The 12,827-nt window shown below is 35.0% G+C and carries 16 protein-coding genes and 1 pseudogene; 7 read left to right on the forward strand and 10 right to left on the reverse strand.

Features of this window, described 5'->3' with window-relative positions; all coding sequences use genetic code 11:
* Positions 1-27: 27 nt before the first annotated feature.
* The 4 genes and pseudogenes from AAG068_RS03940 (at position 28) to AAG068_RS03955 (ending at position 1,896) form a co-directional block, all read left to right on the forward strand.
* Positions 28-489: a MarR family transcriptional regulator gene (locus tag AAG068_RS03940; RefSeq protein ID WP_342718233.1), complete on the forward strand. Its 462-nt coding sequence runs from the start codon at positions 28-30 to the stop codon at positions 487-489.
* Between the two features lie 128 nt (positions 490-617).
* Positions 618-1,472: a patatin-like phospholipase family protein gene (locus AAG068_RS03945; protein ID WP_098346418.1), complete on the forward strand. Its 855-nt coding sequence runs from the start codon at positions 618-620 to the stop codon at positions 1,470-1,472.
* Between the two features lie 110 nt (positions 1,473-1,582).
* A pseudogene (locus AAG068_RS03950) lies at positions 1,583-1,660 on the forward strand (ABC transporter ATP-binding protein); the annotation flags it as partial.
* Positions 1,661-1,692: 32 nt separating this feature from the next.
* The gene (locus AAG068_RS03955) at positions 1,693-1,896 is read left to right on the forward strand and encodes a hypothetical protein (RefSeq protein WP_342718234.1); all 204 of its coding nucleotides are present in this window, start codon (positions 1,693-1,695) and stop codon (positions 1,894-1,896) included.
* Between the two features lie 98 nt (positions 1,897-1,994).
* Here AAG068_RS03955 and AAG068_RS03960 read toward each other — a convergent pair whose 3' ends face one another.
* Positions 1,995-3,296: an NCS2 family permease gene (locus AAG068_RS03960; protein WP_342718235.1), complete on the reverse strand. Its 1,302-nt coding sequence runs from the start codon at positions 3,294-3,296 to the stop codon at positions 1,995-1,997.
* 203 nt (positions 3,297-3,499) lie between these two features.
* Between AAG068_RS03960 and AAG068_RS03965 the strand changes: the two genes are divergently transcribed.
* From AAG068_RS03965 to AAG068_RS03975, 3 genes are all read left to right on the forward strand, one after another.
* Positions 3,500-4,366, forward strand: a complete 867-nt coding sequence (locus tag AAG068_RS03965) for an SDR family oxidoreductase (RefSeq protein WP_306188800.1) — start codon at positions 3,500-3,502, stop codon at positions 4,364-4,366.
* 68 nt (positions 4,367-4,434) lie between these two features.
* Entirely contained in the window at positions 4,435-5,196 is a 762-nt protein-coding gene (locus AAG068_RS03970; RefSeq protein WP_342718236.1) for a L,D-transpeptidase, read from the forward strand.
* Positions 5,197-5,299: 103 nt separating this feature from the next.
* Positions 5,300-5,551: a hypothetical protein gene (locus AAG068_RS03975; protein ID WP_342718237.1), complete on the forward strand. Its 252-nt coding sequence runs from the start codon at positions 5,300-5,302 to the stop codon at positions 5,549-5,551.
* A 12-nt stretch (positions 5,552-5,563) separates the two neighbouring features.
* Here AAG068_RS03975 and scrK read toward each other — a convergent pair whose 3' ends face one another.
* From scrK to AAG068_RS04020, 9 genes are all read right to left on the reverse strand, one after another.
* Positions 5,564-6,505 carry a fructokinase gene (gene scrK / locus AAG068_RS03980; RefSeq protein WP_342718238.1) on the reverse strand — a complete coding sequence of 314 codons (942 nt, stop codon included), beginning with the start codon at positions 6,503-6,505 and terminating at the stop codon, positions 5,564-5,566.
* Complete coding sequence (locus AAG068_RS03985) at positions 6,502-7,977, reverse strand: glycoside hydrolase family 32 protein (protein WP_342718239.1); 1,476 nt, start codon at positions 7,975-7,977, stop codon at positions 6,502-6,504. Before AAG068_RS03985 ends, scrK begins: the two co-directional genes overlap by 4 nt.
* 14 nt (positions 7,978-7,991) lie before the next feature.
* Complete coding sequence (locus AAG068_RS03990; RefSeq protein WP_342718240.1) at positions 7,992-9,371, reverse strand: sucrose-specific PTS transporter subunit IIBC; 1,380 nt, start codon at positions 9,369-9,371, stop codon at positions 7,992-7,994.
* Between the two features lie 129 nt (positions 9,372-9,500).
* Positions 9,501-10,487: a LacI family DNA-binding transcriptional regulator gene (locus AAG068_RS03995; protein WP_166705038.1), complete on the reverse strand. Its 987-nt coding sequence runs from the start codon at positions 10,485-10,487 to the stop codon at positions 9,501-9,503.
* 117 nt (positions 10,488-10,604) lie between these two features.
* A complete protein-coding gene (locus AAG068_RS04000; RefSeq protein WP_196472426.1) occupies positions 10,605-10,820 on the reverse strand; it encodes a DUF1540 domain-containing protein in 216 nt (71 codons plus the stop codon).
* A gap of 72 nt (positions 10,821-10,892) precedes the next feature.
* Entirely contained in the window at positions 10,893-11,312 is a 420-nt protein-coding gene (locus AAG068_RS04005; RefSeq protein ID WP_342718241.1) for a thioredoxin family protein, read from the reverse strand.
* A 12-nt stretch (positions 11,313-11,324) separates the two neighbouring features.
* The gene (locus AAG068_RS04010; protein ID WP_000532258.1) at positions 11,325-11,744 is read right to left on the reverse strand and encodes a disulfide oxidoreductase; all 420 of its coding nucleotides are present in this window, start codon (positions 11,742-11,744) and stop codon (positions 11,325-11,327) included.
* Between the two features lie 165 nt (positions 11,745-11,909).
* Complete coding sequence (locus tag AAG068_RS04015; protein WP_001195458.1) at positions 11,910-12,158, reverse strand: YhdB family protein; 249 nt, start codon at positions 12,156-12,158, stop codon at positions 11,910-11,912.
* Between the two features lie 121 nt (positions 12,159-12,279).
* Complete coding sequence (locus AAG068_RS04020) at positions 12,280-12,789, reverse strand: PCYCGC domain-containing protein (protein WP_000761019.1); 510 nt, start codon at positions 12,787-12,789, stop codon at positions 12,280-12,282.
* Positions 12,790-12,827 lie beyond the last annotated feature (38 nt).

The raw sequence follows: 12,827 nt of genomic DNA on the forward strand, positions 1-12,827 counted from the left end.
TCTTCGGAAACTTAGGGGGCGAACGGATTGGAACATACAACGAAACAAATGGAAATACTTTCGGACATTCGTACACTTTTACATAAAAAAGAAGAACATTTGAAAGAACAAAATGAGAAATTTTTTCGTGAGACAGGTATAAGTGGTATGTCTTTATCTGAATTACATGTTATCGAGTGTATTGGAGAAAATGGTCTGATGAATGTAACTGCTATTACGACAGAAATGGGTATGACGAAGGGCGCAATCTCTAAAATTTGTACAAAGTTGTTTCAAAAGCAATTCGTTGAGAAGATGCAAATGTTAGATAATCAAAAAGAAATATTCTTCCGCTTAACGGAAAGCGGAAATGAAATATATAAAGCTCATGATAAATTGCATCAACAAGCTGAAGAAAAGTGGCTGTTACTTTTAGATCGATATACGAAAGAAGAACAAGATTTTATTCAAAAGTTTATAAAGGATGTCTCCAATCATTTGGAAATATAATTGGAAGAAAAAACTCCTTTATTTCAAGTCTTTTGAATATAATTTCTAAAAGAACTCATATATAATAGAAACAGATACTTAACATGGTGAATAATTAAAGAGTCAATATATAAAGAGGAGAGAATAACATGCTTGAAAATACGGGATTAGTATTAGAAGGCGGCGGTATGCGTGGTGTGTACACGGGCGGGATATTAGAATATTTTATGGAACAAGATTTATATTTTCCATATGTAATCGGTGTATCAGCTGGTGCTTGTCATGCAGCGTCGTATCTTTCCAGACAAAGAAATAGAAATAAAACAGTGAATATTGATTATGCATCACACCCACAATATTTATCGTATAAAAATTTATGGAAAAAACGGCAGCTATTTGATATGGAGTTCATTTTTCATGAGATTCCAGAAAAGCATGTACCGTTTGACTTTGAAACATACTTTAATAGCCCAGAGCGTTTCCTTGTAGGAACGACAGATTGTGAAACAGGACAGTCTGTTTACTTTGAAAAAGAAGGAACGAATGATGATGCACTAAATTTATTACAAGCATCTAGTTCATTACCTTTCATTGCACCTGTAGTAAATTACCGTGGTAAGCAATTATTAGATGGCGGGATTTCGGATCCAATTCCAGTTCGTAAAGCACAGGAAGATGGATTTAAAAAATCAGTCGTGATTTTAACGAGAAATCATGGTTATGCGAAGAAAAAGTCAAAGTTTGGATGGGTGGCAGCGAAAGCATATAAAAAATATCCGAACCTTGTGAAGACGATGTTGAATCGTTATGAAGTATATAATGAAACACTGCACTACATTGAAAAAGAAGAACAAGCTGGGAATTTATTTGTTATTCGCCCAGAAGTGCCGCTTCAAGTAGATCGTATGGAAAAAGATACAGCAAAACTACAAAATCTATATGAGCAAGGCTATGAAGATGCAAAGAGACAGTTTGCAAATTTACAGACGTTTTTACAAAAATAAGTAGAAGGCTGCGGAGAAGAATTTCTCTGCAGTCTTTTTTGTATTGCTTGCCTATCCGTTACTTTTTAAAAATGTATGAATGTTTAAGTGTTTAAAGAGTTTGTAAAACGCTAGTTGTAACACACGATCAAAAGGTAGCTGCATACTGCCAGAGGACAATACGTTTGCTCGATGGATGTGTGGTATAATATGGATAAAAGTATGTGAAGAGGTGATACATATGGAAAATGTATATAAAGGTCTTAGGCATACTGGATTTACTATGATGTTTATTTTTTGTGGCGTATTTTTATTGCGCTGGTTCATTCATGATAAAATGCTACTAGATCAGCTTATTGGGTTGAGTGTAGGGATGGTAATGGTTATTTCGTCAGTGTTCATTCAAAAGTATAGTAAAGAATTACAAGTAAATGAGAATTGTTAAAAGTAATTCGTATGATTGTTATAAAAGGAAAGTAGAGCATCGAAATTAGATGCTCTACTTTCCTTTTATAAATAAAAAATCCCTTTTTATGAGGGATTTTAATGTGGTAAGAAAATCAATTGATAAGCGAACAAGATTCCAAATACATACACAAGTGGGTGAACAGCACGGAATTTACCTTTTGCCACTTTCATAAGTGGGTATGAAATAAATCCAAGTGCGATACCTGTTGCGATACTTGATGTAAGTGGCATGCTTAAGATTACTAAGAATGCTGGGAATGCTTCATCAAATGCGTCCCAATCGATGTGGCGAACTGATCCCATCATAAGACTACCAACGATAATTAATGATGGTGCAGTAATAGCTGATACACCAGAAACGGCACTTACTAATGGTCCGAAGAATGCTGCTAGTGCGAATAGAACAGCTACTGTAACAGTTGTTAAACCAGTACGACCACCAGCTGCAACACCAGCAGATGATTCAATGTAAGCTGTTGATGGTGTTGTTCCGAACATAGAACCGATTGTTGCTGAGAATGAGTCAGATAGAAGAGCTCGTCCAGCTTTTGGAAATTTTCCGTCTTTCATAAATCCACCTTGTTGAGCTACACCAAGTAATGTACCTGTTGTATCGAATAATGTAACAAGGAAGAATGAAAATACAACACCGTATAATCCGTAGTTAATTACATCAGATACAGCAGTAATTGGATTTGAAACGATAATTCCTTCTGGTAATCCAGGCATTGATGTAACACCGTTTGAGAATGTTAATTGTCCTGTGAAGAAAGCGATAATACCAGTTAATAGCATCCCGATAAATAGCGCACCATTTACATTTAAAGACATAAGGATAATTGTAATTCCAAGTCCAGCTAATGCTAGTAGTACTGGAGCAGAGTGAAGATCACCAAGTCCAACTAAGTTTGCTTCATTTTTTGTAACGATACCTGTTAAACGTAAACCGATAAAGGCGATGAAAAGACCGATACCAGCAGTAATTGCATGTTTTAAGTTTTCAGGAATTGCTTCCATTAATTTTGTACGGAAAGATGTGAATGATAACAAAATTAAAATCATACCTGCTACGAATACAGCAGAGAATGCAATTGCGAAAGTCATGCCTTCATGAGCTTTTACAACAGAGTAAGAGAAGTAAGCATTTAATCCCATACCTGGTGCAATTGCGATTGGTAAGTTTGTAAAGATCGCCATAAATAATGTTCCGACAACAGCAGCGATAATGGTTGCTGTAAATGCTTGTTCAAATGGAACTCCTGCATCCCCAAGGATGACAGGGTTTACGACAATGATATATGCCATTGTTAAGAAGGTAATAATACCTGCCATAATTTCAGTTTTAATAGAAGTTTTATGTTTTGAAAGGTTAAACATATAAACATCCTTTCTGTTTACGAATAATTTTCACAACAGTTATATATAATATTCGTTTTTTAACTATTTTGCAATAGTTTTGCATAAAAAGTTTACAACAATTCATATTTTGTTTCTTAAATTCGAATATTAATCGTAAATCGATGTGTGAATTTCAGTTTTTATTGTGCGCATATTATAAGGAAAAGGAGTTGAAAGAAGATATGCCGCAGCAAAAAAACTTTGTAACAATGCCTGCCCAACATCAAAATAAACAGCCCGGTGTTGAATCATTAATGAATCCACTTCCCCAGTTTGAAGATCCAAACTATAAAGGAAGCGAAAAGTTAAAAGGAAAGAATGTATTAATTACAGGAGGGGATAGCGGGATTGGACGAGCTGTTTCCATCGCTTTTGCGAAAGAGGGAGCGAATATTGCGATTGCGTATTTAGATGAAGATGGAGATGCAAATGAGACGAAGCAACGTGTAGAACAAGAAGGTGTAAAGTGTGTGTTGTTACCAGGTGATTTAAGTGATGAACAGCATTGTAAAGATATTGTAGAAGAGACCGTCAAGCAACTAGGTAGTTTACATGTTTTAGTAAATAATGTCGCGCAGCAATATCCGCAGCAAGGGTTAGAATATATTACAGCAGAACAGCTAGAAAAGACTTTTCGTATTAATATTTTTTCTTATTTTCACGTTACGAAAGCAGCACTTTCTCATTTAAAGCAAGGGGATGTCATTATAAATACGGCGTCTATCGTTGCGTATGAAGGAAATGAAACTTTAATTGATTACTCGGCAACGAAAGGAGCAATCGTTGCTTTTACAAGGTCACTTTCCCAATCGTTAGTGCAAAAAGGGATTCGTGTAAATGGTGTTGCGCCCGGGCCAATTTGGACACCACTTATTCCATCAAGCTTTGATGAGAAGAAGGTTGCTCAGTTTGGAAGCAATGTTCCGATGCAAAGGCCTGGTCAACCGTATGAATTAGCGCCAGCATACGTATACTTAGCGTCTGGCGATTCATCCTATGTTACTGGGCAGATGATACATGTAAATGGAGGCGTTATTGTAAATGGATAGTTTTCATTTATAAGAGCAAAGTAAAGTTAATTCCACTTATTATAGTGAGCGCTAGGGGAGAGAGATAGATGAGAAAATTATGTTTCGTCATACTATTATTTTTCATCCTACCGGTTAGTGCCTTTGCTGATACAGATCATCTAATATTAGTGAACCTTACGACAAACCAATTATCTTTTTTTGAAAATGGAAATTATACAAAAACATTCCCCGTAACAACTGGAAGAGATCGTACCCCTACGCCTGAAGGTAATTTTTGTATTATAACTAAATATAAAAATAAAGAATACCATCGAAAAAAAATAGCTGGTGGTGCACCGAATAACCCTCTTGGTACGAGATGGCTTGGACTAGATAAAAATGAATATGCGATTCACGGGACAAATCGGGAATGGACAATTGGAAGTAGGGAATCAAATGGTTGTATCCGTATGCATGACAGAGATATACAGTGGCTATATGACCGAGTCCAATTACAAACAAAAGTAATCATTTCCCGTTTTCATACGAGCCCTGAATATGAAGCGAATAAGCTTGGTTACCGAGTTGTGAGCTGGAATGGTCGTAAAGTAGAGGAAGAGCAAATTGGCGTGCTTACGTTAGTAGACCGTGCCGATATATATTGGCAAGAACCAAATGGGCAGTTAACGAAGGTGAAAACGGTATTGCCGAATGAAAGATATCCAGTGTATTCAAAACGAAAAGATGGAATATATTATATAGGAAACAATTTGTATATTGTGGATGAAACAGGAGAAAAAATTCGTTATGAGCAAATTCCTTCTTCGGTTTTAAGTAATATATATAAAAGGAAATATAATGTTCCGTAATGGCTACCGTATTATAGACGGTAGCTTATTTCTACTTTGAGTTTAACTGCAACTATTGGATTTTGCTGAATATAATACAGTACAGATAGGGGGCGGTTACATTATGAAAAGTGAATTTGCTTTTAAAGTTTTCTTAGTAACGACCTGTTTATTTATCGTGTATTTGTATGCATTTCTCGTTTTTTCTTTTTATGTTCCGTATGTTGATTTAATATTGTTCTTCGGATTTATTTTGGCATTTGTGAAAGCAAGAGAAGGTGAGAAGAGTATATATCGGCGCATTACCCTATGCGGGACAGCTATTCTCGTTATTTTGTACTTTTTTATGATGCATGATTTTTGGAGGGGGATGTAAAAAAGCATACGATTATTCGTATGCTTTTACATCTGTTAATGATGGAAGAGAGGAAATGGCTCCGTAATTTGTACATGTGAGAGCACCTACTTTATTTGCAAAGGAGATAAACGTTGTTAAATCTTCAAAATTATGAGGAAACATTTGTTCACTTTTAGCAATTTGGTATAACATCGCTCCAACGAAAGCATCACCAGCACCAGTAGTATCAACTTGTTGAATAGAGATAGAAGGTACAATCGTTTGCTTATCCTTTGTTGCAAGAAGAGTACCGTCTTTTCCGAGTGTAATAGCTACGGCTTTCGCACCGTGATTTAATAATTTGAGTGCAGATTGTTGTGAATCACTTTCTTTAGAAAGCATAATCGCTTCTTCTTGACTTACTTTTACAAAATGAGCATGTTTTATAAAAGTTAAGCAATCTTGAATAAATTGTTCGGTATTTGTAATGAGCGCATTTCGGTAATTTGGATCAAAAGAAATAAACTGGCCACTTTCTCTTGCATGCTGTAGAAGTTGAAAATACGTGTCTTTTAACGGGCTGGACAATAAAGCTGTCGCTGAACCAAAATGGATTAAATCATTCGTTTTTATTTTTGATAAATCAATGCTATTGAAATGATATTCACCGTCTGCGCCACGCATAAAGGTAAAATCGCGCTCACCATTTTGGTCGATAGATACGAATGCAAGTGTGGTTTGTTTATCCTTGATGAGCATGGAAGTGTCCACATGTGCATGTTGTAAAGTTTGTTCAAGAAATTCACCAAATGGATCGTTTCCTACTTGTCCCATAAATGTAGCGTGTCCACCTAATTTTGTAATAGCAGCAGCAACGTTAGCAGGTGCTCCACCAGCCTTTTTCTCGAAATCTGAACCGTTTACTAAAGAAACATTGGTATTTCGGCAAACGAAATCAATTAATAGTTCACCGATACAAAAGACATTTCTCATACAATCCCTCTTTTCAGCTTATATTGTGTAATGATAAAGTTTAGTTTTGCATCTGAAAAGATTGCTATATGATGTTTCAAGTCTTTTCGAGGAAAAACTCGAGATGTAAAGACTGTTGAACCATCGTATAAGAAAATTTCCACGATGCTTGTATCTACAAATATTTGTAGTTCTATCGTATCCTGAATATTAATTTTTTTATAGCGTTCATAACCATATTCTCCGCCAAATTGATGGCAGAAGTTGCTCCTGTCTATAGAAACAGTACCTTCTTTCCGATTAAATGTAATTGGAAAACATTCCTCTTCATTATGGAAAAGAGAAAGTCCGAATAGGTTTGCATTCTCTGTTTTGAGAGTGACAATTAATTCATAAGAATCTTTATGATCAAGTGTTGATAATATATTTAATCCAGCTTTTATATCTCCTGAAATTTCTTTTTTTGTTGTTCGTAGTTTTGCTAGTTCTGAAACTGGTTTTTGTTTTAATATGTTGTCCTTTAATGTTAATTCACGTGGAAGCGTTAAACAATGAGCCCACATATAATCATCAGAAGGATATGCGATTTCACTCGATCCTGCCCAAGCAAACAATAGGCGGCGACTAGTAGAGTCTTTTAGAGTTTGAGGGGCATAAAAATCGAATCCTTTATCAACCTCGTAATATGAATCAACATGGAAATGTAAATTTTCAATATCGAAATGTCCTATAGCATAAACAACATTGTATACATTTTGAAAATTTTCTTCTTCTTTTTCAATTCCTTGAGGTGAAAAGAGAAGTACATCTTTCCCCGATAATTGGAAGTAATCGGGGCATTCCCACATGAATCCAAATTCTTTTAAGTTTGTTGTAATTTCACCTTGGAAATTCCAATTGTATAGGTCTTGTGACTTATATAGTAAAAGAGTTCCAGTTTTATTTTTGCGTTGTGCACCGAGTAACATATAGTATATATCGTTATGTTTCCATACTTTTGGATCACGCACATGCTTTGTATATCCGTCAGGTATCACATCAATAATAGGATTATTACTATATTTCGTCATCTTATATTGAGAATCCATTATTACCATACATTGTTTTGCATCACGGGAATTATCAGATTTTTTTATATTTCCTGTATACAGTAAGTGAAGAAGTCCGTCTTTTACGATAGCGCTCCCAGAATATGCACCGTGCGATTCATAGCTTTCAGTAGGTATGATAGCTACAGGCATACGCTCCCAGTTAATAAGATCTTTTGATTTCACATGCCCCCAATGCTTCATTCCGTGGATGGGGCCAAATGGATACCACTGATAAAAAACATGATATTCATCATTGTAGTATGATACGCCGTTAGGATCATTCATTAGTCCAAAAGATGGATGGATATGATAAATTGGTTTCCATGAATCTTGATTTGCAATTTCATATAAAGAATGTAATTCGTCTTTATCAGATTGCAATATTGTTTTATATTTTGACATAGGTTTTCCCCTCGCTATTGTTTACTTTCTTTATATAAAATGAATGTGGCAACAAAAGCAGTGATAATTGCAATAGCGAATCCAATTATATAGTGAATCATATTCATTATGCCAAGAGGTGCAACAATTGTAAGCATTGGAATACCTGTTAAACCATATGCATTAGCCGCTACTTGCATCCAAACAACGTAAGCGCCACCAATTGCCCCACCAATAGCTGCTGCAATAAATGGTTTACCAAGTTTTAAATTGACCCCAAAAATAGCTGGTTCTGTAATTCCTAAAAATGCTGAAGCTGCTGCTGGAATTGCAATTTCTTTCGTTTTTTTGTTTTTTGTTTTGAAATAAACTGCTAAAGTAGCCCCACCTTGAGCAACGTTCGCCATTGACCAAATAGGGAGTAAGAAATTGACACCGATATCTTTATTTGCGAGTAAGCCTGCTTCAATAGCATGGAAGCTATGATGTAAGCCAGTAAGAACAATTGTTGAATATAGACCACCGAATATAAGACCAGCTACTGGTCCTGCAAATTGATAAATTGTATTTAAAAGGTACGTAATGCCGTCACCGATTTTATATCCAATTGGTCCAATAATAATAAGTGATAAAAAGCCAGTTATAATAATCGTTAAGAATGGTGTAACTAATAAATCTAAAGAGTTCGGAACGCGTTTTCGAAGTTCTTTTTCAATTGTACTCATGACATATACGCATAACAGAATTGGTAAAACAGTGCCTTGATAGCCAATCATATCAATATTCATACCAAGAAAATGTAAAACAGTTGGTTTTGCATTTGAAAGAGTCCAAGGATTCGTTAAGCTTGGGTGAGTTAATATACCACCAACAACTGCACCTAAGAAAATATTTCCACCAAATTCTTTAGCGGCACTAACCCCAATTAAAATAGGTAAAATAATGAAAGCTGCACTTGAGAACATATCAAGTAATTGGATAAGTGAGTGATCACCAGGAACTAATTTAAACGCTTTCAACATTCCGAGTAATCCCATAAGTAAACCGCTTGCGACGATAGCTGGAATAATTGGAACGAAAATATTAGATAATGTCTTTGCTAAGCGAGCGATGGGGTTCATTTTTTTCTTAGATATATCATTTGATGTTGTAGAATCCAGTTCAGCTATTCCGATTAGTTTAGAAAACTCATCATATACTTTGTTTACTATGCCAGTTCCAAAAATAATCTGGTATTGTTCAGTCGTTGCAAAAGCACCTTTCACTTCATCGATGTTTTCGATTTCGGAAGCGTTTATTTTTGTTTCATCTTTTAGTACAAGACGAAGGCGAGTAGCACAATGTGTAGCGCGAACAATGTTTTCCTTTCCACCGATGTTTTGTAATACTTGTGTTGCAATTTGTCTCATATTCATAAAAATTCCCCCTTACTATATTTTTATGGAACCGGTTCCGTGAACGATTAAAATAAAAAACAGGGAATTGATGTGAAGAATCCTGTTTTTTTAATGTGGAACCGGTTTTATTTTTATTATAGAGTGCCTTTAAATTTTGTCAACGCTTTCTTGGATTTTTAATGTATAACGAGAGTGTAATATTTTTGGTATAGTTTTATTTTCGACAAGCTGTGAAAGAGAAGTGGCAGCAAGCTTTCCAGCATACTCATAGTCAAATGCAATTGTCGTTAAGCTAGGATGTACCATTTCTGAAATATCATATCCCCCAAATCCTGTTACAGAAATATCATTTGGTACAGAAAGAGAATGGGAGTGAATGACTTTCATTGCCCCAAGTGCGATGTTATCAGTAGCACATACGATAAGCGTTGGACGGTTATTACTTAAAATATGTTGTACTTGTTTCATGGCATCTTCTATTTGGAAAGATGTTTCGTAATAACAAACATTGCAAGTTGGTTCTAAATTTTCAATGGCTTTTTGAAAACCGTTTTTTCGATTTATACCAACAGAAATATCATCTCTTTCTACTCCTAGATAGGCGATATTTCTATGCCCTTGTGATAATACGTATGCTCCTAACTCATAAGCTGCATCATAATCATCATGAACGAGGCAATATTGATCTTTATATTCTTGCCCAACGAATAAAATAGGGATATTTGAATTAGCAATAATTTGTTGATGCTTATTTGTTAAAGTTTTTGTTAATAAAATAATGCCAGCTACCCTTTGTTTTATAAAGTTTTCCATTGCTTGTATTTCAGTTTCAATTGTTTGATTTGCATTTGCTACAAGCATTTGATAATTATTTTCCTGTAACGTATTATCAATCCCAATAAGAGTTTTCATTGTAGCGAAGGAGTCTAATCGGGGGATAATAACCCCAATTAAATTTGTTGTTTTTGCTTTTAAGCTTTGAGCAAATGTATTGGGAGAGAAATTTGTTTCCTGAATAATACTTTCAATTTTAAGTTTTGTTTTATCACTTACGTATCCACCGTTTAAGTAACGAGAAACTGTGCTTTTTGCAACTCCAGCCAATTTGGCGATATCTGCAATAGTTTTAGTCATATTATTTCACCTTCATATTCATAAAAATATTAATTTTATTATAGGGAGAATTGGAGAGGACGTAAACAAAAAGGGGAAAAGAAAAAACCACCTCACGTATATGAGGTGGAATATGTGTTAAAATCTTGGCTTAAATGTATGACAACAAGTTTCTACACTTGTTGCTACAGAACTTTCTAGCGTCTCGTTTGTTAAAACTGCATTTGTATACGATTCATTTTCAGTTTGACCCGTTTCATCTGCATCTGGCTGAACGATAATCGCACTGGCTTGACAAAAGTTACCTTGTCCCCAAAATGAGCAATTGGAAACAGAGCATCTTACTTCTGGCATAAAACCCCCTCCTTATACATTAGTTTGGGACTTTATGCCCATTTCATGTGTAGAAGGAGTTTCCTTTTCTCGTTATTTTTTCGTTTGTTCAAACCATTCTTTGAACTTTTCTTTTGACTGTTCTCCGCTAATACGGCTTACTTCTTTACCATCTTTAAAATGAATAATTGTAGGTGTGCCTTTAATATCATACTTATCCCAAGGCTCGTTTAAATTTTCAATATCAATTACTTTCATATCAACATTTAAATCTTTCGCTAAAGGTACGACAATAGGAGAGATCTTTTGGCAATGAACGCAAGAGGTTTGATAAAAGTAAATCGTTTGTTCTTTTTTATCTTCTATATTTTTATTGAGATCTTCAAGAGAAATTTTATTTGAGTAGTAATCTTTTTCATTTGTCGATGCATTTTTCTTTTCCATTTGTGTTACAGTAAAGATTGCCGCAAATAAGACGATAATAATACCGCCAAATATAAGCATTTTTTTCATTCTTTCATCTCCTTATTTGTTTTTAATGACAATAAAGCTACAAACAGCGATTGTAATAAAGCCGATAAGTGCTAAAAACGGGATTGTCACAAAGCCGAACCAGTTTATGTATTCTCCCGTACATGGTACACGGCCGCAAGCAGCCCCTGCAGCTGAAAATGCTGCGACTTTTTGAATTGCATAGTGATATAAAGAAATACAAGCACCAATACTTGCGATTGGTAAAGAATAACTTGCGATGCGATAATCTTTTTTTACTACAGCGATACCGAGCCATAAAACGAATGGATACATGAAAATACGTTGATACCAACAAAGGACACAAGGTTCAAATTTCATGATTTCGGAAAAGTACAGACTTCCTAGTGTAGCAATAAAAGAAGCTCCCCACGCGGTAAATAAAGCATATTCTTGCTTTTTTTCTCGTCCCATATTTTATACCTCTCTTATAATAGTTACATACTAAATTATAGTATGAAGTAGTACAGAAAAGAAAGAAAAAATATGTTTATCAATAAAAGTTTTATAAGGGGAAACTTTTATTGATATAAATATTTTAAAAAAGCGCCATTCTCCGAAAGAGAATAGCGCTATATTTTACATTTGAATTTGCTCTACTTCTTCTATATGTGACTTTTGGGATGCGTGGTCAATATATTGGAATAGGAGCTGCAATTGTTTATCAACTTCTGGCAGTTCTTTACTGTATTGATAAGCGTGTAAAAAATGTTCAATACGCTTAGAAAATAATTGATCGTTCGTTTGAACCATAAGAACGAGTAATTTATCCCAATTACAGCAATACGTGTAATAGAGAGCTTTATCATAGTCGTTATATGTTTGCACTGTGTACCCTCCTTACTGAGGAGTTATATATAGTGTGTGACAAGCAAGGAGAAATACACTTGAAAGAATTTGTTAAGAAAAAAAGCGAATGAAAAGAAAAAACGAGGAATTTCCTCGTTTTTTAAGCTTTTGGCATTGGCGTAGGTGTTGGTTTGCCATAGCCTTCTTTATATTTATTGTCGATATAGTTACGAATTTCGAGTGTTGATTTTCCTTTTTGTTTCATGGAAGCAGATTCAACTGCAATTTCTAGGCAATTGACACAAGTTGTTGCATGGGAGTCCCAAACAACTTCACCATTCTTTTTAATTTCACGAATAAAGCAGTTTTTATTATTTTTATGTCCCACACTCTCACCGCAACCACAGTAACATGGAATCCAATCTAATAGCTCTGCGTTTTGTCCAGCGACAGTGTAGATATCTTTCATTTGTGGATCAAGCTTGTCTAGGAAGGTAGGAAGTGTGTCGACCCCTTTTGTTTTTTCTTGAATGTCAGCTTGCTGAGTGTGTGATGCGTGGTCATGCTCTTCTTTTGATTCAGATGATTTTTTTTCGTTTGTACTAGTAGCTCCGCAACCAGCAAGAATTAAACTTAGTACTGCAAGTAAAGAAAATACATATTTTTTCATACGCTTGTCCCCTTTACAAATGTATTACTCAAATTGTA

It is taken from the genome of Bacillus paramycoides (assembly GCF_038971285.1).
Lineage (GTDB): Bacteria > Bacillota > Bacilli > Bacillales > Bacillaceae_G > Bacillus_A.

Coding starts and splice junctions, on each gene's coding strand:
- AAG068_RS03945 (WP_098346418.1), top strand. CDS start 618: ATGCTTGAAAATACGGGATTAGTATTAGAAGGCGGCGGTATGCGTGGT.
- AAG068_RS03955 (WP_342718234.1), top strand. CDS start 1,693: ATGGAAAATGTATATAAAGGTCTTAGGCATACTGGATTTACTATGATG.
- AAG068_RS03960 (WP_342718235.1), bottom strand. CDS start 3,296: ATGTTTAACCTTTCAAAACATAAAACTTCTATTAAAACTGAAATTATG.
- AAG068_RS03965 (WP_306188800.1), top strand. CDS start 3,500: ATGCCGCAGCAAAAAAACTTTGTAACAATGCCTGCCCAACATCAAAAT.
- AAG068_RS03970 (WP_342718236.1), top strand. CDS start 4,435: ATGAGAAAATTATGTTTCGTCATACTATTATTTTTCATCCTACCGGTT.
- AAG068_RS03975 (WP_342718237.1), top strand. CDS start 5,300: ATGAAAAGTGAATTTGCTTTTAAAGTTTTCTTAGTAACGACCTGTTTA.
- scrK (WP_342718238.1), bottom strand. CDS start 6,505: ATGAGAAATGTCTTTTGTATCGGTGAACTATTAATTGATTTCGTTTGC.
- AAG068_RS03985 (WP_342718239.1), bottom strand. CDS start 7,977: ATGTCAAAATATAAAACAATATTGCAATCTGATAAAGACGAATTACAT.
- AAG068_RS03990 (WP_342718240.1), bottom strand. CDS start 9,371: ATGAATATGAGACAAATTGCAACACAAGTATTACAAAACATCGGTGGA.
- AAG068_RS03995 (WP_166705038.1), bottom strand. CDS start 10,487: ATGACTAAAACTATTGCAGATATCGCCAAATTGGCTGGAGTTGCAAAA.
- AAG068_RS04000 (WP_196472426.1), bottom strand. CDS start 10,820: ATGCCAGAAGTAAGATGCTCTGTTTCCAATTGCTCATTTTGGGGACAA.
- AAG068_RS04005 (WP_342718241.1), bottom strand. CDS start 11,312: ATGAAAAAAATGCTTATATTTGGCGGTATTATTATCGTCTTATTTGCG.
- AAG068_RS04010 (WP_000532258.1), bottom strand. CDS start 11,744: ATGGGACGAGAAAAAAAGCAAGAATATGCTTTATTTACCGCGTGGGGA.
- AAG068_RS04020 (WP_000761019.1), bottom strand. CDS start 12,789: ATGAAAAAATATGTATTTTCTTTACTTGCAGTACTAAGTTTAATTCTT.